Annotated in this window: 16 protein-coding genes and 1 pseudogene; 3 read left to right on the top strand and 14 right to left on the bottom strand. The window is 59.8% G+C overall.

Annotation, left to right across the window (positions count from 1 at the left end; genetic code table 11):
* The first annotated feature begins 69 nt into the window (after positions 1-69).
* Positions 70-825, top strand: a complete 756-nt coding sequence (locus tag KDB76_RS14845; protein WP_038409860.1) for an IclR family transcriptional regulator — start codon at positions 70-72, stop codon at positions 823-825.
* Between the two features lie 59 nt (positions 826-884).
* Here KDB76_RS14845 and KDB76_RS14840 read toward each other — a convergent pair whose 3' ends face one another.
* On the bottom strand, positions 885-2,222 hold the full coding sequence (locus KDB76_RS14840) for an FAD-dependent monooxygenase (RefSeq protein WP_047933054.1): 1,338 nt from the start codon (positions 2,220-2,222) through the stop codon (positions 885-887).
* 373 nt (positions 2,223-2,595) lie between these two features.
* Between KDB76_RS14840 and KDB76_RS14835 the strand changes: the two genes are divergently transcribed.
* Positions 2,596-3,552, top strand: a complete 957-nt coding sequence (locus KDB76_RS14835) for a LysR family transcriptional regulator (protein ID WP_038409861.1) — start codon at positions 2,596-2,598, stop codon at positions 3,550-3,552.
* Between the two features lie 104 nt (positions 3,553-3,656).
* Here KDB76_RS14835 and KDB76_RS14830 read toward each other — a convergent pair whose 3' ends face one another.
* The 5 genes and pseudogenes from KDB76_RS14830 to KDB76_RS14810 form a co-directional block, all read right to left on the bottom strand.
* Positions 3,657-6,053 carry an MMPL family transporter gene (locus tag KDB76_RS14830; RefSeq protein ID WP_038409863.1) on the bottom strand — a complete coding sequence of 799 codons (2,397 nt, stop codon included), beginning with the start codon at positions 6,051-6,053 and terminating at the stop codon, positions 3,657-3,659.
* Positions 6,050-7,168 (bottom strand): YCF48-related protein, encoded by a 1,119-nt coding sequence (locus KDB76_RS14825; RefSeq protein WP_038409864.1) that lies wholly within the window; start codon positions 7,166-7,168, stop codon positions 6,050-6,052. Before KDB76_RS14825 ends, KDB76_RS14830 begins: the two co-directional genes overlap by 4 nt.
* 59 nt (positions 7,169-7,227) lie before the next feature.
* Entirely contained in the window at positions 7,228-8,577 is a 1,350-nt protein-coding gene (locus tag KDB76_RS14820) for a DUF1329 domain-containing protein (RefSeq protein WP_038409866.1), read from the bottom strand.
* A 19-nt stretch (positions 8,578-8,596) separates the two neighbouring features.
* Positions 8,597-10,179: pseudogene (locus tag KDB76_RS14815) on the bottom strand (DUF1302 domain-containing protein).
* Between the two features lie 289 nt (positions 10,180-10,468).
* Positions 10,469-11,701, bottom strand: coding sequence for an NAD(P)/FAD-dependent oxidoreductase (locus tag KDB76_RS14810; protein ID WP_047933050.1), 1,233 nt, complete (start codon positions 11,699-11,701; stop codon positions 10,469-10,471).
* A 428-nt stretch (positions 11,702-12,129) separates the two neighbouring features.
* On the opposite strand from KDB76_RS14810, the gene wrbA reads away from it, so the two are divergent.
* The gene (gene wrbA, locus KDB76_RS14805) at positions 12,130-12,756 is read left to right on the top strand and encodes an NAD(P)H:quinone oxidoreductase (RefSeq protein ID WP_038409868.1); all 627 of its coding nucleotides are present in this window, start codon (positions 12,130-12,132) and stop codon (positions 12,754-12,756) included.
* Positions 12,757-12,961: 205 nt separating this feature from the next.
* Here the strand turns inward: wrbA and KDB76_RS14800 are convergent, their stop codons facing one another.
* From KDB76_RS14800 to KDB76_RS14765, 8 genes are all read right to left on the bottom strand, one after another.
* Positions 12,962-13,303, bottom strand: coding sequence for a Rieske 2Fe-2S domain-containing protein (locus KDB76_RS14800; RefSeq protein WP_038409870.1), 342 nt, complete (start codon positions 13,301-13,303; stop codon positions 12,962-12,964).
* Complete coding sequence (locus KDB76_RS14795) at positions 13,300-13,617, bottom strand: YciI family protein (RefSeq protein WP_038409872.1); 318 nt, start codon at positions 13,615-13,617, stop codon at positions 13,300-13,302. The genes KDB76_RS14800 and KDB76_RS14795 overlap by 4 nt, the downstream gene beginning before the upstream one ends.
* A gap of 3 nt (positions 13,618-13,620) precedes the next feature.
* Positions 13,621-14,493, bottom strand: coding sequence for an intradiol ring-cleavage dioxygenase (locus KDB76_RS14790; protein WP_038409873.1), 873 nt, complete (start codon positions 14,491-14,493; stop codon positions 13,621-13,623).
* A gap of 68 nt (positions 14,494-14,561) precedes the next feature.
* Positions 14,562-15,629 carry a maleylacetate reductase gene (locus KDB76_RS14785; protein ID WP_038409875.1) on the bottom strand — a complete coding sequence of 356 codons (1,068 nt, stop codon included), beginning with the start codon at positions 15,627-15,629 and terminating at the stop codon, positions 14,562-14,564.
* Positions 15,630-15,637: 8 nt separating this feature from the next.
* A complete protein-coding gene (locus KDB76_RS14780) occupies positions 15,638-17,101 on the bottom strand; it encodes an aldehyde dehydrogenase family protein (RefSeq protein WP_038409876.1) in 1,464 nt (487 codons plus the stop codon).
* Positions 17,102-17,183: 82 nt separating this feature from the next.
* A complete protein-coding gene (locus KDB76_RS14775) occupies positions 17,184-18,203 on the bottom strand; it encodes a hydroxyquinol 1,2-dioxygenase (RefSeq protein ID WP_038409877.1) in 1,020 nt (339 codons plus the stop codon).
* 47 nt (positions 18,204-18,250) lie between these two features.
* Positions 18,251-18,745: a hypothetical protein gene (locus KDB76_RS14770; RefSeq protein ID WP_038409878.1), complete on the bottom strand. Its 495-nt coding sequence runs from the start codon at positions 18,743-18,745 to the stop codon at positions 18,251-18,253.
* A 115-nt stretch (positions 18,746-18,860) separates the two neighbouring features.
* The gene (locus tag KDB76_RS14765) at positions 18,861-19,790 is read right to left on the bottom strand and encodes a LysR family transcriptional regulator (RefSeq protein WP_038409879.1); all 930 of its coding nucleotides are present in this window, start codon (positions 19,788-19,790) and stop codon (positions 18,861-18,863) included.
* Positions 19,791-20,069 lie beyond the last annotated feature (279 nt).

The raw sequence follows: 20,069 nt of genomic DNA, 5'->3' as shown, positions 1-20,069 counted from the left end.
CGCTAGAATTTAGGGACAGCTTTTTATTTCGGTACACTGTACCGATCAACGATACGAGAGGCAAGATACATGACAGAACCGTCGTCCGGTCGCAGTGCCATACAAGTGATTACCCGAGCGGCAGCCATCCTGCGCTGCCTGGAAAGCGAACCGAACGGTTTGAGTCTGGGCGCGATCGCCAAACGGATTGAGCTGCCTCGCTCCACGGTCCAGCGACTGGTCGACGCTCTGGTGATCGAAGAGCTGCTGGAGTTGCACGGGGCCGGAGGCGTTTGCCTGGGCCCGGCCCTGATGCGATTGGCCTCCCACAGCCATGTCGATATCACGCAACAGGCTCGCCCGTTCCTGGAAAAGCTGGCCCAGATGACAGGCGAAACGGCGGTGCTGGAAACCGCCAACGGCGACAATCTGCTGATTCTGCATTCGGTCGTGTCCGGCCAGGCCCTGCGGGTATCGCCTGTCGCAGGCAACATGTTCAGCATCTACGCCACGTCAGGCGGAAAGGTTCTGCTCTCGAGAATGTCCGATGATGCGGTCATCAAGCTGGTGGGGCCGGAGCTCACGCCGTTGACGCCGCAAACGCCAACGATGAGCCAGTTGCTGGCCCAGTTGCAGCTTATCCGTGAAGAAGGTTTCGCCTACGATTTTGACGAACACACCAAAGGCGTGGGGGCTGTGGCGGTGGGCTTGCAGACGCCACAAGGCAGTTACGCCATTGACGTGGTCGGCCCGGTCTGGCGCCTGCAAACAGCGCTCGATAGCATCAAGGAAGCGCTGCTGATCTGCCAGGATGGTTTGAACAAAGCCCTGCGTAGCGTGGGCTAGGCAGGGGTTCCACATCGAATCGGTGCCGATCCCCTATCGGCACCGCCCAGTCGCTTGAGCTATTCGAAATACTGAGGGGTGATATGGGTCCCACAGCCATTGCGGACACAGAGCGGGGGCTGGATGGTGATCCGCGACAGCCATTGCCCTGCAAGGCGGACCGACCACCTCAACGTGCTGGGCAACGCCTTCAGCCAGGCCATCACGGATTTCGGACGACGGCTGTTGATCCTCTCGAAATCCAGCAAAAAGCAGCGCATGACCGCGCGATCATTCCCGGCTACCTCAAACAGCGCGATGTCCTGCGCTCGCCGGCTGGCGTCAGACTCGCTGTTCCAGCTCAAATAGGGTGTCGCCGTGGGTGATATCAGCTCCAGCACCCTCCGCCGGTGGGCGATCAGCGCCTCCTCAAACGCCGAATCCGACGCTGCTTCGTTGAGTTCGGTCAGCAACGACAGTGCGATATGTTCGGCATCCACGGCGCCGCCGGACAAACTCAAGCCGCCCATCGGGTTCGCCATATGTGCCGCGTCGCCGGCGAGAATCACCCGCCCGCGCAGAAACTCCCCGGCACAGCGCTGCTGAACACGATATGGCCGGACGCGCTCGACACGGAACTGATCCGGTGTCGGCGTGCCCGGCAACAGGCGCGCCAGACGCAAAGGCACGCGCTTGAGGATCTCGGCCTCGGACAATGCGCGATCTTCTTCATAACAAACGCTCCACAGACCGCTCTGGTCGAGCTGGATGACGGCAGCGGCGTCGGCAGGATCGTGCACAAAGTTGATTCGGGAATAGCCGTTCAGGGCAAAGTCGTAGAAAACGTTCACGGCCACCATCTGTTCTGGCCACGTGATGCCATCGAAACTCACCCCCAGATGCTTGCGTACCGTACTCTGCGCCCCGTCGGCTCCCACCACCCAGCGTGCCCGCAGTTCGCTATCGCCTCCCGGGGTGCATTTGCTCAGCGTGACCCAGGAGCCGTCATGCTCCAGGCCTTTGACCTGATGGTTCCAGCGGATTTCGACATTGGGCAGCCTGCGCAAGTGCTCGACGATCACGCCGGAAACATGATGCTGTGCGAGCAGGAGCATGTACGGGTGTTCCCTGTCCTCGCTCACCGCGTTCCACTCCATCCGGGCGATCAGGTTTCCATCGGCATGGCGGTAGGCGACATCATCCGTGCGTATGGCGGCCTTGCAGATGTCCTCCAGCAATCCGGCCCGCTCCAGTACTGCAATAGCGGAGGGCGTATAGGCCACAGGCCAGGATGAGGGTGAAACGTCCGGTCCGGATTCGAGCACCACGACCCGGGCGCCAGCCTTGCCAAGTATCAACGCGGTCAGCAGGCCGACGGCCCCGCCTCCGACTACCACCACCCCCTCTATACTTTCCATATTGTTTTTTTCCCATCAGGTAGCTGCACACAAGTATCTGACGCAGAAACAGCAGCATCAGACGCGTCGGCAAAGGCTAACGAGCAGTATTTGACGAGGCAACACGCCAGGGTTTGCGGTTCGCGAACGGGCCGGTCGGGATTTGTGGGCCATCGGGTTCCCAAGTAATCTGGTGCTGATTTGGCAATCGCAAGGTTTGCGAATGACGAACCACGGCCCTGTTGTTTTGTCGCCGGCGACTGCTCAAGCTGAAGCGCAAGACGTGCCATGTTTCAAGGAAAGCGCTCGTCAAGCCAGCAGAAGGACCGGTCCGGTATCGCAAACATCGATACCCGTCCGCCGGCCCTCAGAACAAAAAAGATAGAGGCACAGCATGGACATTTATTTGAGTATCGAAGCATTCGTGCGTGCCGCGGAAGCAGGTAACTTCGCGAATGCCGCCCGGCAGATCGGCGTGGCAAAGTCGGTCATCACCACCCGGGTGCAACAGTTGGAAGAGCACCTGGGTGTTTCGCTGTTTCACCGCTCCAGCCGGGCCGTGAAGTTGTCCGAAGTCGGTGCATCGTATTACACCGATTGCCAGGAACTGATCGATCACATGCAAGCCCTCTCGCAACGCTCGCGCGATGCCTGCGCTTCCGTCAGCGGTACGCTGCGAGTGGCGGCGCTTAACGGCTTCGCCCTGGAGCACCTGCCGAAGGTCATCGAAACGTTCCGCAAAAGCCACCCCAACGTGCAACTCGATGTCTTCGCCAATGATCAGGTCGTTGACCCGGTACAGGAAGGCTATGACATCGTCCTGCAGATATTCCCCCCGGCTTCCGACTCGCTGATCGAACGACGTCTGTTTCTGATGCGCGGCGTTTTCGTGGCCACTCCGGGTTATCTGGAAGGCAAGCCGCCCATCGAAACACCTGACGATCTTTGCCTGCACGACTTCGCCTGTTACCGCTATTACCCCTGGCGCCGCTGGTCGCTGAACAATCAGGAGCACCAGCAACAGAGCGAGGTGACCCTGACGCCAGCGTTGCGCTCCAACAGCGTGCACCTCATTCAAGAGTTTGCCCGTCGCGGCATGGGGATTGCCTACCTTCCTACCATGGTGGCCTGCGAAGACTTGCTGCAGGGGCGCCTTGTCCGCGTATTGCCGGACTACCAGACCGATACCCCCTACTTTTCCGCCGTTTACCCGACGTCTCATCGCCTGACCGCCAAGGTCAAGCTGTTCCTGGACTTGCTGTCGTCGACATTCTCCATGGAGCCCGAATGGGACAGACGGCTGGGACTGTCGCAAAGCCCTGAAACCACCCCTGCCCTTGCAAACTGCTGAACGCATCCCTCGCCTCCATCGACATGACACTGCAGGACTCGGCAATCCCGATACCTGCAGTGTCCGGCCACCTCGCCTTATCTCCCGTTACTACCCGCGATTGCTCACGCACTTGCCGTAAATGGTTGCGACTTTGCTGACGGGAAGAGGAAGTAAGCCAGCGCCGGCAACAGAATCAGCGCGCCGAGCATGTTCCAGATGAACATGAACGCCAGCAGCACGCCCATATCCGCTTGAAACTTGATGGGCGAGAAATACCAAGTGGCAACAGCGATGCCCAGCGTTGCACCGGTCAGCACGACGATTTTCCCAGTGAACATCAGCGCGCGGTAATACGCCTCGGAAAGGCTGACGCCCTCGCGCAGATACCGCAGCATCACCGTCATGATGTACAGCGCGTAGTCCACCCCGATCCCCACTCCGAGAGCAATCACCGGCAGCGTTGCGACCTTGACGCCGATGTTCAGCCAAACCATCAGCGCTTCGCAGAGCACCGACGTCAGCATCAGCGGCAAGACCGCACACAACACTGCGCGCCACGAGCGGAAGGTCACCAGGCTGATGATGATCACGGCGGCATAGACCAACCACAGCATCTTGCGATTGGCTTCCTTGACCACGATGTTGGTGGCCGCCTCGATCCCCGCGTTGCCGGCGGCATTGAGGAAGCGGTAGCTCGTTGAGTCGTTGCGCCGGGCAAACCCTTCGACGACGTTGACCACGTCGTTGAGCGTGTCAGCCCTGTGGTCACGCAGGTAAACGTACACACTCAGCAGATCGCAGTTCTGGTTGAACATTTCCCTCGGCGCCCGTGTGATGATCGCGTTAAGCATGTCCTGGTTACGCGGGATTTCGTACCAGCGCAGGCTGCCTTCGTTCATGGCGCTCGCCGCGACCTTGGCCAGACCTGCAAGCGACTTGGTGCTCTCGACCCCGGGCAATTGCGACAGCTCGAACTCCAGGCGATCGACCGAACGCACGGTATCGTAAAGCGCGCAGGCAAACTGCGGGGTTTTCACCATCACCACGTAGACATCGCTACTGGCTGAGTAATGGCTGACGACAAAGGCATTGTCACGGTTGTATTGAGAGTCAGCCCGCAACTCGGGCGCACCGGGGCTGGTATCGCCGATCTTCAACTGACTGCCATAACCGACACCGAGCGCCGCCAATGCCACGGCTGTCAGCAGCGCAACCGCAGCACAGCGCCGCTGGGTAAAGTGATCCAGAAACGCCCAGACCGGGTGTTTGCTGAGGTAGAGACCGGCAAGATCCGTCGATGCCAGCGACGCCGCGCGGCTGGCGGCCGAATCACTGACGCCGATGAACGACAGCAAGACCGGAAGCAGCATCAGATTGGTGACAATCAGGATGGTGACGCCGATGCTGGCGCAGATCGCCAGATCCTGAATCACCGGAATGTCGATCACCATCAGTACCGCGAAGCCGACGACATCGCACACCAGCGCCGAAAGGCCGACCAGAAACAGCCGGCGGAAGGTCAGTCTGGCAGCCAGTTGCCGGCTCACGCCGCGACCGATGTCCTGGGTGATCCCGTTCATCTTCTGGGCGCCATGGCTCAGACCCACCGCGAACACCAGAAACGGAACCAGCACCAGATAAGGGTCCAGTACAAAACCCAGGCTGGCGAGCGCACCGAGCAACCAGACCACCGCCACCAGCGAGCAGCTCAGCACCACCAGCGCACTGCGAATGCAGCGCGTGTAGCCGATCAGAATGACCAGGCAAATGGCGGCAGCTACCAGAAAGAACACCATGACCTGGCGCATGCCCTCGATCAGGTCCCCCACCAGCTTGGCGAATCCGGTGATATGGATGTCGATCCGTTCGGACGAATACTGAGTTCTCAGCGCTTCCAGACGCTCGGACAGCACCTGATAGTCGATGGGCGCCGAATCGCTTGCACGCTGCTCCTGGAGCGGGACCAGGATGATGCTGGATTTGAAATCGTCCGCGATCAGTTGGCCGATCTCGCCAGAGCGCTCGATGTTTTGTCTGACCTGGACCAGGCTTCGCGCAGAGCCATCGTAGTCATCCGGCATCACCGGCCCACCGTCCAGACCGTCTTCCGTCACCGCCGTCCAGCGCACGGCAGGCGTCCAGATCGATTTCATGTAGGGCCGATCAACGGCCGGCAGCAGGAACAACTCGTCGGTCAGCTTCTTCACCGTGTCCAGATACCCGGGATCGAAAATCGTCCCCTCCCTGGCTTCGACCACGACCCGCAAGGTGTTGCCCGCACCTGCCAACTGCGAACGGTTTTGCAGATAATTGACGATGTAGGGATGGCCGCTGGGGAGCATTTTCTCGAATGCCGCATTCAGCTCCAGCCCTGTCGACTTGTAGCCCAGCCAGCAGGTGGCAAGCACACAGAGCAGCAGGAAAAGCCCGCGATGGCCGAATAGCAAACGCTCCACCCATGACCCTCGTTGAGCCATCAAATCAATGTCGTCTGCGGCGAGTTCATGGTGCGCATTCATAGCTCATTCTCTTTGTTCATGACGAGGGTATCGAGGCGCTTGACGCCTCGCAGACCGGTCACCACTAGTGCACCATCAGCGGTCTGCACCAGATCGGTGATGGGCGATCCATCGAGTTCGCGGGCCGGCAACGGCTGAAAGTGTTCTCCATGATCGCTACTGCGCAGCAACCGCCCTGCCTCACTGGCTATCACCAGGCTGCCATCCTGCAGTTCTCTGCCCGCCGTAAGGCTGCTGCTTTCGGTTGTTGCGATGGCTTGCCAGTCGCCAGCGTCGCCGCTGCGATAGAGATTGCCCTTGAGTCCGAAGACCAGTTCCGACCCGGAGCCCGATTGCAATGCACCGAACCAGGTGCCGTGATACGGCGTCGGCACCTGCTTGAAGGAATCGCCCAAGCGGCTTGCGCGCAGTAACGTGCCCTGCTCGCCGACGATCATCACGCCCTGACGGTCTTGCAACACTTTGTAGAGATGCAGACTGGCGCGGTTATCCAGCTCGCCGGTCACCGAACGCCAGTGCGCCCCTGCGTCTTCGGTCAACATCGCCAGCCCGTACGCCCCTACTGCCAAGCCGTGTCGAGCGTCAGTGAAATGCACGTCGAGAAACGGTTTGTCGGCACCGTCGGCGACCCACTGCCTGGCGTTGTCCAGGTGCCGTTGTGCGCCTTCAGCACCCAGCGCCACCTGTTCTTGCGCGGCCTGCTGCTCCAGTTGAGCGGCAAGGTTGCCGTCCAGTTGGCGCTCCCAGGTTTCGCCGCCGTCAGTGCTGTGCAGGATGATTCCGCCATGCCCCACAGCCCAGCCGTCATGAGCATCGACGAAATCGACCGCCGTCAGCGCGACGCTACTGGGTACCGCGCGAGCCTGCCGCCAGCTGCGGCCCATGTCATCGGAAAGCAGCACGATGCCACGTTCGCCGACGGCGACCAGCCGCTGGCCTGCACGGCTTATCGCCAGTAAAACCGCTTTTTCGGCGTGTTGATTGAGGGCTGCCGGTGTGTCCAGCAGGTCCATCGGGGCACTGAACGCGACATCGCAGACAGCGCCAGCCAGCGCACACGACAAACCGAGGAGCCGGAGCATCGTGCACACGTTGTGAAACTTCAGACTGATCATCACTTGATTCCACCGATCGGTTAGCAAGCGGCCCGCGAGCCGGGCCGCGTCTTCGTGACTCAGCGCACGCCTTCGGCCGCCACTGCATCACCGGTGAAATAGGACTCGGGCTTGAGCGGCACCACCCGGAAGTTTTCGCCGTTGAACGCCTGTACGTTGCTGACCGTGCCCGCCTGCAGGTTGAACACCGCGACCGGTTTGACCAGCACGGCCGGTACCGACGGCACCACGAACGGCAACACCTGCGAGGTGCGCCAGAGTTTGCCGTCCGCGTCGTAACCGTCGAGCAGGGTCAGCAACCAGGTGTCTTCGTCGAAATAGAAGGTGCGCTTTGGCACTGCATGGCGCTTGCCGCTGGCCAACGTCGCTTCAACGACCCACACGCGGTGCAATTCCCAGCGCAGGGTGTCCGGGTTCAAATGGTGGGGTGCAAACGCTTTGTCAGCCGCTGCTGTCACCTGTCCGTTGGTGTTGTAAGGGACGTAGATTTCCTTCTTGCCGGCGATTTTCCAGTCGTAGCGGTCAGGCATACCGAAGAAGCCCTGCACTTCGTCGAAGTAGTTGGCCCCGGACGCAACGAAGTCGGGCGTGTCGTAGGCAACGGTCGGTGCTCGCCGTACGCGGCGCTGCCCAACCAGGTACTGCCAGGCCTGACGCGACTGCTGTGGATCGACACTGTCGCGAATCACCAGCGTCTCACCCGCCTTGAAGGGCGGAGCCGTGGTGCTGAAGCGCTGCAGGAAATACTCTTTCGACCAGTTCTGCGCCGAGCCCTTCTGATAGTAATACGGGTACTGCCAGGCGTTGTCGTTACGTGTCGCCAGCGTCTGCCCTCCATCGCTGGTGAGCACGACGTTCTTGAACCCGTACTCCACGGCCTCGGGCTCTACCCGCAACAGGAAGTTCCAGATCACTTCCAGGCCGCTTTTGGGCACCGGAAACGGAATGCCGCCAAAGCAGCCTTCCACCGACTGGCCGTTTTGCGTCAGCTTGCAGTTCTGCGCGTTGAGCGCGGTATTCTTGTACACATAGTCCGGCGCAGCGGCCGTGCGATGGGTCGGGTAGATGTCGAGGCGAAAGCTTTCCGGGTACTTCTGCAACAGCGCACGGGTGCCTTCCGACAGCTTCTCGCTGTACTTGGCCATGTTCGCCGCCGTGATTTTCAGCACAGGCTTTTCAGACGCGAACAGGTCAGCGGGAATGAAGTTGTTGCCGGCTGCAGGTGTTTGTCGGGTGCCACCGTCCCAGGCCGGGATGCTGCCGTCGGCATTACCGGCTTTCTCACCACCCAGAGGCGTCAAGGCCGCCCCCAGACTCGCCGCTTCCTGCGCACTGACTGCTGCCCAAACCGGCGCGCCTGAAACCAGGCCGGCCGCGAGTGACAAACCAAGGAATGTTTTGTTGATCATTGTTCTGTTCCTTTCGGGTTTAGAAGGTGCGCTGCAACGACACGGAAACGAAATCACGGTCGGCGTAAACCTGATCGCCCGACAGGGCGTTGGAGGCATCGACGATCCCGCCCGCGCTTCCGTAGTAGTGGGTAAAGCTGATACCGCCGCGCCACGTTTTGCGGTAATCGAACTGCAACCCAAGACTCACATCACCCCCGCCTTCCGGCGAGAAGCCAGTGCCCAACACGGCGGTGTTGCCGTTGATGCCGTAGCCGATACCGATCGGCACACTGAGATCGACGCCGGGCATGACCTGGAAGTATTCAGGGGTGAACAGCACCCGCAGCGAGCTCGCGTTACGCGTGACGTTGGGGTCCAGTTGGTCGCGGTTCTTATCGATGCTGGTGATGCGGTTGTAGGCCAGTTCACCCAGCAGCGTTGCACCGTCCCACAGCGAGTTTCCGGGCGCGACGCTGATCGCAGAGACCTGCGCATGGAAGGTGTTGCCCACCGGATACAACGGATCGTGATCACCGTCGCCCCGGCCACTGAGGTCCAGCACCACGTTGCCGGTGGCGGCCAACGGCGTGTTGCGCCGGACCGAGGCTTCCGCCGCAACGTTGGTCTCGCCGATCAGCGTGCTGATGCTGGCACCGAACGTCCTGATGCCTTCGCCATAGACGAGCTCGTAATCACCTTGCTGAGGGCGCAGGTAGAACTGCGGAAAACGGTCATGGTAGCGAGCGGCATACAGACCGTATTCGAAGTCGCCGAACTGCATCTTGACCTCGAAGCCGTACTGTCCGGAGTCGGAAGCGTCGATGTCCTTGCCGCGCCTGAGGGCTTGGCCGGGGCCGATGAAGAACTGCTCGCCCCCTCGTCGACAAAGTCGGCGTAGCTGAAATAGCTGCCGGCTCCGGGCAACCGTGCCGGCTCCCAGCGGTACTGGTAATACGCGCCCAGGGTCAGGTTCTGATTGACCAGCAGCGTGCCGCCCACCTGACTGACGGGCCGGATGATCTCCTTGAAGGTAGAGTTGGGGACAGACAGCAACTTGATGATGTCGACCGGAGACTGGGCCACCGCGATACCGTTACCACCGAAGAACAGGCTTTCACCGTAGACCTGGCTGTAACGCCCTCCCCTGAGCGACAACGACATGTCGCCAAGGGCGAACTTGCCATAGGCGAACGCGTCCAGCAGCTCGCCGTCCCGGCCCTGCAGATCCCGGGTGTCGTGTGTGAACTGATCGTTGCGCACCGATGAGCTGTTGACGGTGTCACTGTGGTTGTCGTTACCACGGTTATAAACATCGTCGTACCAGGCAGCACCGCTGATGCGCACCCCGTAGGTATGCCGATAACTCATGTCCAGTTCGGACAGAAGATCCAGACGATCTGAAATCAATCCGCGATTGAAGTTGTTATCCCCGTCATCGAGGTTGGGGTTATAGGCGGGCCGGACAGCATGGTCCTGATTCTCGACACGCCAGGCGGCGCTGTATTTGAGCGTGTTGTCCCACGCCACCGAGTAATCGGTACTGCCGGTGTCGATCTGAAAAGCCTGTGCAGACGGTATGCCCTGTATGCCGAACACAGCAGCAGCCACGGCAAAATGCATGTAACACAACGAGGGTCTTGCGGGTACAACGCTGATGTTCGCTTTCACGTTCATAGAGTAACCCTGACTTATAATTTTTATTTTCTGGACACTCGGGAAACTTCCTTGTCACAGGAAAGTTTCAGACGAGGCGATGCCACTACTGTTTTATAAAAATCCTTACTGTATTGCTGAAGCGTTTGATCTTGAATCGAGCGCGAGCACGACTGTCCGCACAGTCACGCTGCACGCTCGATGTTTACGGATATTTCTAATTATCTATGACACGCAGAAGGCGACAGCCTGTTTATCAAGCCCCTACCAGTTCATGCTCTGGCGCATGTTGTCGTGGCGCAATCACACGTCGACCATTCAACTTTTCAAAGTCCAGCAGAATTTCACGCATGACTTTCAAGTCCTTGCCCGCATGATCGAACATCGCGTTATCGCGAGCGCGCTGGGCCGGATCACTTTCTTTCATCCAAGTGAAGTTGGCGGTCGCCGTCGGCGAGGTGAACTCCAGGAATACTTTGCGCCGATCGACTGAATACTCGTCCAGCACCTTGGTCGAAGCGCCCTCCTTGATCACCGCAATCAACGCCTCGGCCAGATGCTCGGCGTCGAGTACGCCACCGGACAGCCCCAGACCACCCATCGGGTTGGTGGCATGGGCCGCATCACCGGCGAGGATCACCCGCCCACGACGGAACTCGGCTGCGCAACGCTGGTGAACGCGGTACGGGTTGAGGTAGTCGACCCGATACTGGTCCGGCGTCGGCGCCCCCGGCAGCAGGCGCTTGAAGCGCTCCGGCAAGCGACGGCGGACTTCAGCCTCGGAGATGTCGGGGTCTTCGCCGTAGCACACGCGCCACAGGCCGGTTTTGTCGAGCTGCACGACGACAGCCCAGTCCACCGGGTCGTGAACGAAGTTGGCCCGGGAATAGCCGTGCAGGGAGAAGTCGTAGAACACGTTGGTGGCAACCAGGCGTTCCGACCAGGTAATGCCGTCGAACGTCAGGCCGATTTTCCCGCGTACGGTGCTGCGAGCGCCGTCGGTGGCCGCTACCCACTTGGCCCGCAAGCTGGCTTTGCCTGCCGGGCCGCTGGTTTCCATGGTCACATAGTCGTCGTCCTGGTCAATTTCCTCGACCTTGTGGTTCCAGCGGATTTCGACGTTGGGCAACTTGCGCAGGTGCTCCACGATCACATTGGACACATGGTTCTGCGCCAGCAACAACATGTAAGGGTAATCGGTGTCCTGTGCCAGAACGGCCCAGTCCATCTTCGCGATCAGTTCGCCGTTACCGTGACGGTAGGCGAAATCAGGGCACCATACGGCGCGTTTGCGAATGTCGTCGAGCAACCCGAAACGATCCAGTGCTGCGGCGGTGGGTGGCATGTAGGCGACTGCCCGCGGTGAAGGTGAAACGCCTGATTCAGACTCCAGGACAACGACCCGCACACCGGCTTTGCCAAGTTTCAATGCGGTGAGCAGCCCAACAGGGCCCCCGCCGACAACGACCACACCCTCAATTGTTTCCATCTTGTGTCTCCTATCACGGCCCATTTGCTGGGAAGGCGCCTGATCCTTCTTGTTCGAAGCTATTGATCAGACGAGTGAGTTCAGCCTAATCACCTGAACTTAGAGAGGCAATACAGCCACGTTTGCGAAACGCGAACAGACTGATCGGCTTTTAAGAGGTCACGGACGGCAACCACGTTATGAACTTTTCTTAATACTTCATAAAACCAGACACTTAGCCCGCTTCAACTGGACAAATGACACTTATAACTCCGCGCATTAACCACCAATGTCGGCGTTCGCCATTTACAACCACCACGTTTGCAAATTCAAAACCTGCTTAGTGTTGTTTTGTACCCTTGCCATGCTCATGCTGCATTGGGCGATCAACAGGTTTAATGACGCGTAGGTTGCCGTTTCTTCTAACAATGACGTATTCAGGAATTCACATGACCACTAAAGTCCAGATCGTTTTCTACAGCTCGTACGGGCACATCTACAAGATGGCCGAAGCCATCGCCGCTGGCGCCCGTTCGGTCGGGGATGTTGAGGTCACGCTGCTGCAGATCCCGGAGCTGATGCCGGAAGAAGTCCTGGTGAAAAGCGGCATCAAGGGCTACCGTGCCGCCTTCGCTTCCATCCCTTATGCCACGCCGGAAAAACTGGCAGAAGCGGACGCCATCATCTTCGGTACGCCGACCCGCTTCGGCAACATGTGCTCGCAAATGCGCAACTTCCTCGACCAGACCGGCGGCCTGTGGATGTCCGGCGGACTGATCGGCAAGGTGGGTAGCGTGTTCATCAGCACCGCCTCGCAACACGGTGGTCAGGAAACCACCATCACCAGCTTCCACACCACCCTGCTCCACCACGGCATGGTCATCGTCGGCGTTCCGTACTCCGAGCAAGGCCTGGTCAACATGAGCGAAATTTCCGGCGGTACACCGTACGGTGCCTCGACCCTCGCCGGCCCCGACGGCTCCCGTCAGCCAAGCGAAAACGAACTGCAGATCGCACGCTTCCAGGGCGAGCACGTCGCCGGCATCGCCAAGCGTCTGAAGCAAAACGTCAACTGATTCACCGCGGTGTGCCCGTCACCTGAGGGGTACCGTTCACAGCAACGAGACAACGACTTTTTTTACAGACGGGAAGTTGTTGTCTCTGCCCCCCACCGGGCACCCCCGTCTTGATGTTCACACCGCACAAAAAGACAGAGGCCCGACCGGCAAGGCATCCAAAAAAGGAACCTTGCGGGTCGGGCCTCTCTTTTACGCATTGCCCTCAGTCGTGAACGTCCATCACCACGCTGCCGGCTTCCACCCTTACCTCCACACGGTCCAGCCGTGCGCCCTGGCAAGGGCCCTCTACACACATGCCGTCTTCAAAACGGAACATTGCGCTGTGATGGGCACACATCAGGACTTTGCCGCGATACGTACAGAAGGTCTGCGGCCGATAGTTCAAGGGCACCGAGAAGTGCGGGCAGCGATTCAAATACACCCACACCGCTTGCGCCTGGCGCACAGCAACCAGACCTGACGGGTGTAGCTGCTTATGATCCGGCAGCCCCAGAGCTCCCCCATCAGCAATGTCCTCAAGCTGACAAAGCGTGATGGTGCTCATACGGAATCACGCAAAGCCGGGTTACCCAGGCTCCAGTTCCACGGACGGATTTCGATTCGTGAGAACAGACCGGCCTGCACGTATGGATCGTCCTGCAGAAAGGCTTCGACTTCCGGCAGGCTGGCTGCCTCGATCACCAGCAGCGTGCCATTCATGGCCGCGCCGGCGTCGTTCAGTGTCGGCCCGCCGAGGCGCACCACTACGTGATGGCTGCCGGGGGCTCGCAAATGGGCTCTGTGGGTGGGCCGCAGCTTTTCGCGCAACGCTTGAGAGCCTTCATTGTCGGTGGCGAAAACAGCGAAGAACTGTCCCATACCTTATTCCGCCTCCATGACGAATTCGTAGTAAGCGCTCTTGTACGGATAAGGCATGTCCAGCCCGCCTGCGTCTTCATCGTGGGCAGGGCGATCTTCATACTTCACTTGCAACGACCCTTTGACGCCGAACACAGCATCGGAATCCAGATAAGGATCGTCACTGTTGAACAGGTGCGTGACCAGCTTGCGATAGCCCGGCGCCTGAATCATGAAATGCAGATGCGCGGGTCGCCAGGCATGACGATTGGCCGCGTCAAGCATCTCGCCTACAGGGCCATCGGTGGGAATCGGGTAGCACACGGGCACCGTGGTCTGAATGGCGAAGCAGCCGTCGTTGTCGCTGCGATAGCGCCCGCGCAAGTTGCCAAACGGCTGATCGGGATCTTGTCCCGAGTACATCCCGTTGTCGGCGGTTTGCCAGACGTCGAGCACGGCGCCGACCACCGGCCGACCCTGCACATCGAGCACTCGGCCATAGACCAGGGCCGGCACGCCATCGGTCAGCGCCATGTTCTCGCCGTAACCACGATCAGGCATGCCTTCGATGAAAAACGGGCCGAAAACCGTTGTCTCCGTAGCGTTGGTACTCTGCCGGTGATTGATCGCATCCACCAGCATCGACACGCCCAGTGTGTCAGACAGCAGGATGAATTCCTGGCGAACCTTGCCGTCACACTTCTGCCCGGTTGCAGTCAGAAAACGAATGCCCTCGAACCACTCCTGTTCGGTCAGCTCGACCTCGCTGACGAAGTCGTGCAGATGGCGCACCAGACTCTGCATGATCTGCTTGAAGCGCGGGTTGGGGCTGGTCTCGAAACTGTCGACAGCCTGGTCGGAGATCAAGGCCTCCACGGCTTTGTAATGATCGGTCATTGTTGTTATTCCGATGAGGTTGGAGATAGCAAAACGCCGGAGCACTGAGTGTTCCGGCGTGGTTGATGTCAAGCAGGCGACCAACCGTTCCAGGCCCGCGTCAACAGCGCTTCGATGGGCGCCTGTTCAAACGGTCTGGGATTGTAGTAGGGGTTGGCACAGGCGATACGGGCCGCCTCGGCGGGTCCATCCTTGGGCATTCCCAATTCAGAGAGCGCCAGCGGGATGCCCAGTTTTTCATTCAACGCAAACAGCAGTTGACCGACGTCCTTGGCGTCATCACCGCCCAGTGCCCGGGCAGCGCGTTGCAGGGGTTGCGCGGCGGCTTCGCAGTTGTAGTGCGCTGCGTGAGGCAGAACGATTGCATGCGCCTGGGCGTGCGGAAGGTTGAATGTGCCGCCGAGTGTATGGCAGAGCTTGTGATGCAGAGCCATGCCCACCGAGCCCAGGCAGATGCCCGCCAGCCACGCGCCATAGAGCGCCTGACTGCGCGCAGTGGTGTGCTCGGGATCATCGACGATCAACGGCAACGACTCCGCCAACGCCCGAATCGACTCCTCGGCCATGAAGCTGATGATCGGATTCGCATCCTGGGCATACAGAGCTTCCACCGCGTGCGCCATTGCGTTCATCCCCGAACAGGCAGACACCTGCCCCGGCAGCGACAAGGTCAGCTGCGGATCGTAGATGACGGTTTTGGGCAGCACTCTGGGGTCACGCCCGGTCCGCTTCAGACGGTCTTCGGTGAGCCCATAGATAGGCGTCATTTCCGAGCCGGCATAGGTCGTCGGCACGGCCAGAATCGGCAGGCCCGAATCCATGGCAATCGCCTTGCCCAGGCCGATGGTCGAGCCACCGCCGACGGCGACGCAGCAATCGGCATCCAGGCGCGCAGCCTCGATCCGGGCCGCTTGCGCGACCTCGATCGGTACGTGCATCACCGCGTTGGGGTAGACACCCGCCGAGCGCGAACCCAGCATGGCCGCGACCTGCTCACCCAGCTCTTTTTGCTCCGGCGTGGTCAGAATCAACGCGCGCCGGGCGCCCAGCCGATCAATTTCCTGGCCCAGCTCAGACAGCTTGCCCCAGCCGAACACCACACGTGTCGGCAGGCTTTGGTAGACAAATGGATTCATGGCCAGCCTCAGCGTTTGAAATGAGCAGGAATGGTGGCGTCAACGTTGACCCATACAGAACGCGCTTCGGTGTAGTCGTGCATCGCTTCGAAGCCCATCTCGCGGCCGTATCCGGAACGCCCTACACCACCGAACGGGCTGCCCGGGCTTACGCGCTTGTAGCAATTGATCCAGCACATACCGGCGTGGATCGCGTCAGCCATCTTGTGGGCTCGCGTCAGGTTCTGCGTCCACAGACCGCTGCCCAGCCCGTACTCCGTCGAGTTGGCGATCGCCAGCGCTTCTTCGTCGGTTTCAAAGCGCAGAACCGTCACGAATGGCCCGAACACTTCCTCCTGGGAGACACGATCACTCGGCGCGGCTTCGACCACGGTCGGTTCGACATAGAACCCATTGGCCAGCGCAGGGTCGGCAGGCGCCCGGCCTCCGGTGAGGACTCGCCCGCCCTGCTCCCGGCAAATGTCCACATACGCCAGTACGCGATCACGGTGCAGCGCCGAGGTCAGCGGGCCCATCTCGGTTTCCGGATTCATCGGATCACCCAGGCGAATCGACCTCGCCAGCGTGATGAAGCGCTCCAGAAACTCGTCGGCGATGTCCTTGTGCAGGATCAGGCGAGAGCCAGCAATACACGCCTGGCCCTGGTTGTGGAAGATCGCCCACGCCGCGCCGTTGACCGCTGCGTCGAGGTTGGCATCAGCGAACACGATGTTGGCACCCTTGCCACCGAGCTCCAGTTGAACGCGCTTGAGGTTGCCTTGCGAAGCTTCAACGACTCGGCGGCCAGTGGCGGTGGAGCCGGTGAAGGCGATCTTGCCGACGTCAGGGTGCTCGGCGAGACGTTGACCGGCGGTGTGACCGTAGCCTGGCACGATGTTGACCACGCCATCCGGAAAGCCCACCTCTTTCATCAGCTCGGCGATGCGCAACGTCGACAGCGGCGTGATTTCCGAAGGTTTGAGCACAACGGTGTTACCTGCCGCCAGCGCCGGGCCCATCTTCCAGCTGGTGAACATCAGCGGAAAATTCCACGGCACGATCTGCCCGACCACACCGACCGGCTTGCGTTGTACGTAGTTGAGGAATCCGGGATCGACAGGAATGACCGAACCTTCAACCTTGTCGGCCATACCGCCGAAGTAACGGAAGCAGGCAGCCGTGCGCGGCACATCGAGGCCGCGCGAGTCGCGGATAGGATGACCGGTATCGAGCGACTCCAGTTGCGCCAGCTCTTCGGCACACTCTTCGATCTTGTCTGCCAGTTTCATGAGCAGCCTGCCACGCTGGGCTGCTCCCATCGCCGCCCAGGCCGGAAATGCCCGCTTGGCAGCCGCCACTGCCAGATCAACGTCCTCCGCTTCGGCGGCAGCGATCCGGGTGAGCAGCGCGCCATCGTGCGGTGAGACCACATCGATCATGCCGCCGCCCACGGCCTCCACAAATCGACCATCGATAAAAAGCAGGTTTTGCATGGTGCTGTCCTCTCGCCGTGCAACCTGCACGGCGCTTGCGACTGACTGGAAACGGGCCCGGTCAGGCCGGGCCCGAGAGGGCTTAGAACTCGATCGGATACGGCGTGAGTTCACCGCTCTCGTAGCGCTCTGGCAGGTTTGGCGTGGCGTTTTCCCAGACCATCAACATCGAGCGTTTGGTCGAGTAGCCCTGGTGGCGGATATCGGCCGGCATGGCGCAGATGTCACCAGGACGCATGGTGATGCGCGCCCGTGGATTGCCTTCGTCCTTGTCGGCGACGTCCCAGACGATGTCGTCGGACATTTGCAGGAACCACTCCACCCGGTCGTTGCCGTGGAACACTGGCAGCATGAATTCTTCGGTGGTTGGACAGAACAGGCTGGCCTTGCACACCGAGGTCACCGACGGGTTCCAGGTCACGTCAGAGCGCGACAGGTATTTGAACAGGCTGAACGCGTGCAGCTCGCCTTCGAAGCCCTCTGCCGCGTGAATCTGCGGCTCATCCTGGCTGACATCGGCGAAATGACGGTTGATCTCCAGATCGTTGCGCAGCGGCGAGTCATCCGGCAGGCCAGGCATACGCTTGGTGGCGATCCGGAAACGCTCGATGGCTTCAAGGTTTTCACCGTTCTTGCGACCGAACGCAGTGCCGGTTTCCTGTGGCGCGGCGAACGGGTCGAAGGTGCAGTTCACCCAGTCACGCAGCATGGCTTTGAATGTCGCCATGATCAGCGGGGTTTCGAAGTTCTCGGTGTAGTTGACCCCGGCTTCTTTCAATACGCCGTTGAACGTACCGGCGTACAGGTCGACCTTGCCGTAGTAGTTGCGAGTACCGATGACGCTGTCGAAGTTGACCCAGCCATAGAAAAAGCCCCAGGCCACGTCACGCATCAGCGCACGCAGGAAGATGTCCGCCGGAATCAGGTGCGAACGGGTCTCCCCTTTTGCAGGCCAGGTGATACGGGCGAAGTACTCATCACGCGACAACTCGAAAGCACCGAGGCGGAAGGAACGATACCCGGTGATGGGGTGGGGAGCGCTCGCATTGACTTCGTCATCAGCGAACGATGGTGCCTCAACGGCGGATTCCAGCATGGCCATGGAAAAATTCCTCTTGTTCTCGGAAGGGATTAGTGGCGATCAGCGAATTACTTCAGGCAGATCTCTGCCCATTTTTCGACCGACAGCGGACCTTTGATGGTTTGCTGCAGCAGCACACCAGGGCGGCTGGACTCAAAGCGATAGGCCGTGCCGGCTGGCAACAGGCACTGGTGGCCGCGCTTGAGCAGTACGTAGCCCATTGGCTTGCCGGCCGGGATTTCGCCCGCCAGACGAGTGCCCTCGCCCTCTGCCAAAGGTGTGTCTAGCTTGAGGAAGTCGACGCGGACTTCACCATCCATGACGATGGCGAACTCATCGTGAGCGGCGGTGAACCAGGGTGACTGGCCTTCCGCACGCAGGGTTTCGATCACATAACCGAGGTTCAGGCCCACTACGACCTTCTGGTAAGGAGGGGATTTTTCAGCCACTTCGAAAATGTTCGAAAAAGCATAATGGCGGGCTTCGCCACTGATAATTTCCACGGTCCCTTTGGTGTAATTTTCCAGCGAGCCGAAGACGGTCTTGATTGCAGCAGTACTCATCGCATTCACCGCACTTGTTGTTATTGGGGTGAAGTCACGGTACGGCGATGACACATCAGGAACAATTACACAGGCGACGACAACAGTGTTTGCGAAACGCGAACACTGCTCAATGTCAGACGACCCAGCCACGCTCCAGCAACGGACGATCCCAACTGGGTTCCTCGCCGAACCGCTCGACCAGAAACTCGATGAGCGCGCGCACTTTCAGCGCCCGACGCTGCGTCGCCGGAAACACCGCAGAGAAATTGAAGGACGACAGACTGTACTCTGGCAACACCGGAATCAGCCGCCCTGCCAGCAGATCATCGCTGGCGACCAGCGTCGGCAGGCAAACAATGCACACCCCCGTCTCGGCGTAATCGCGCAACAGGTGAACCGAGTTGGAGCGCATATGCCCTGGCAGGCTCAGGTTCAACTGCTCGCCCCCGTGGGTAAACACCCAACGGTTACGCGAGGGGTACCCGGCGTACATGGCGATCTTGTGGTTGAGCAGATCGTCTGGATGCTGCGGCACACCGAATTCAGCCGCGTATTGGGGTGACATGCAGAACAATCGGCGTACGGAAAACAGCTTGCGTTCGATCAGGGTTTCGCTCAGCGGCGGGAACATCTGAAAGGCAACATCGAATCCTTCCTCGATCGGATCGACCACACGATCATTGACCACCACATCGATTTCGATATCCGGGTAGAGACGGTTGAACTCAGCCATCATTCGGCCGAAATGGCCGATTGCAAACCCTGGCAGCATCTGAATCCGCAGTTTCCCGGTGGGCTTGGAGCGCAACTCGCGCATGTGCTCGGTCAAGGAATTGAAGTTCGCGACCATGTCGGAGCATTCCTTGTAATAGGTCTCTCCCACGTCCGATAACCGCACATGCCGCGTGCTGCGATGAAACAGCGGCGCATTGATGAACTGCTCCAACTGCTGGATGCGATGCGAGATGACCGAGCGGGTCACGCCCAACTGCAACGCGGCTTTAGCGAAATTACCCGTTTCGGCAACCCGTACAAACGCTTCGACACTGAGTAAACGATCCATGACACCGCCTCAAAACCTTCTTATTGTTCTCGATTGTCGAGAGTAAACCGCTGCAGGTGGGGTTAGCCATAGCCGCCAAAACCCGGAATCGATAAGGGATGAAAGCGGCCGCCGCTTTTTACTTATGGAGGTTGAATATAAGGGCGATTACGGCTTGAAGCGGCCACTTTCCTGAAATCACGAACGCAGCGTTTGCATTTGGCAAACCGCATACCCGCGCTCTGTAAATACGCTGACGCCCCCGTGCTTACTTGTCTGGCTGATTCAGATCGATGAATT

Source organism: Pseudomonas sp. JS425 (assembly GCF_018223845.1).
GTDB classification, from domain to species: domain Bacteria; phylum Pseudomonadota; class Gammaproteobacteria; order Pseudomonadales; family Pseudomonadaceae; genus Aquipseudomonas; species Aquipseudomonas asiatica.
The sequence above is the reverse complement of the archived record's forward strand: the minus strand, read 5'-3'. Positions and strand labels throughout refer to the sequence as shown.

Excerpts from the sequence above, each read along its gene's own strand:
- KDB76_RS14845 (WP_038409860.1), top strand. The coding sequence starts at position 70 with ATGACAGAACCGTCGTCCGGTCGCAGTGCCATACAAGTGATTACCCGA.
- KDB76_RS14840 (WP_047933054.1), bottom strand. The coding sequence starts at position 2,222 with ATGGAAAGTATAGAGGGGGTGGTGGTAGTCGGAGGCGGGGCCGTCGGC.
- KDB76_RS14835 (WP_038409861.1), top strand. The coding sequence starts at position 2,596 with ATGGACATTTATTTGAGTATCGAAGCATTCGTGCGTGCCGCGGAAGCA.
- KDB76_RS14830 (WP_038409863.1), bottom strand. The coding sequence starts at position 6,053 with ATGAATGCGCACCATGAACTCGCCGCAGACGACATTGATTTGATGGCT.
- KDB76_RS14825 (WP_038409864.1), bottom strand. The coding sequence starts at position 7,168 with ATGATCAGTCTGAAGTTTCACAACGTGTGCACGATGCTCCGGCTCCTC.
- KDB76_RS14820 (WP_038409866.1), bottom strand. The coding sequence starts at position 8,577 with ATGATCAACAAAACATTCCTTGGTTTGTCACTCGCGGCCGGCCTGGTT.
- KDB76_RS14810 (WP_047933050.1), bottom strand. The coding sequence starts at position 11,701 with ATGGAAACAATTGAGGGTGTGGTCGTTGTCGGCGGGGGCCCTGTTGGG.
- wrbA (WP_038409868.1), top strand. The coding sequence starts at position 12,130 with ATGACCACTAAAGTCCAGATCGTTTTCTACAGCTCGTACGGGCACATC.
- KDB76_RS14800 (WP_038409870.1), bottom strand. The coding sequence starts at position 13,303 with ATGAGCACCATCACGCTTTGTCAGCTTGAGGACATTGCTGATGGGGGA.
- KDB76_RS14795 (WP_038409872.1), bottom strand. The coding sequence starts at position 13,617 with ATGGGACAGTTCTTCGCTGTTTTCGCCACCGACAATGAAGGCTCTCAA.
- KDB76_RS14790 (WP_038409873.1), bottom strand. The coding sequence starts at position 14,493 with ATGACCGATCATTACAAAGCCGTGGAGGCCTTGATCTCCGACCAGGCT.
- KDB76_RS14785 (WP_038409875.1), bottom strand. The coding sequence starts at position 15,629 with ATGAATCCATTTGTCTACCAAAGCCTGCCGACACGTGTGGTGTTCGGC.
- KDB76_RS14780 (WP_038409876.1), bottom strand. The coding sequence starts at position 17,101 with ATGCAAAACCTGCTTTTTATCGATGGTCGATTTGTGGAGGCCGTGGGC.
- KDB76_RS14775 (WP_038409877.1), bottom strand. The coding sequence starts at position 18,203 with ATGGCCATGCTGGAATCCGCCGTTGAGGCACCATCGTTCGCTGATGAC.
- KDB76_RS14770 (WP_038409878.1), bottom strand. The coding sequence starts at position 18,745 with ATGAGTACTGCTGCAATCAAGACCGTCTTCGGCTCGCTGGAAAATTAC.
- KDB76_RS14765 (WP_038409879.1), bottom strand. The coding sequence starts at position 19,790 with ATGGATCGTTTACTCAGTGTCGAAGCGTTTGTACGGGTTGCCGAAACG.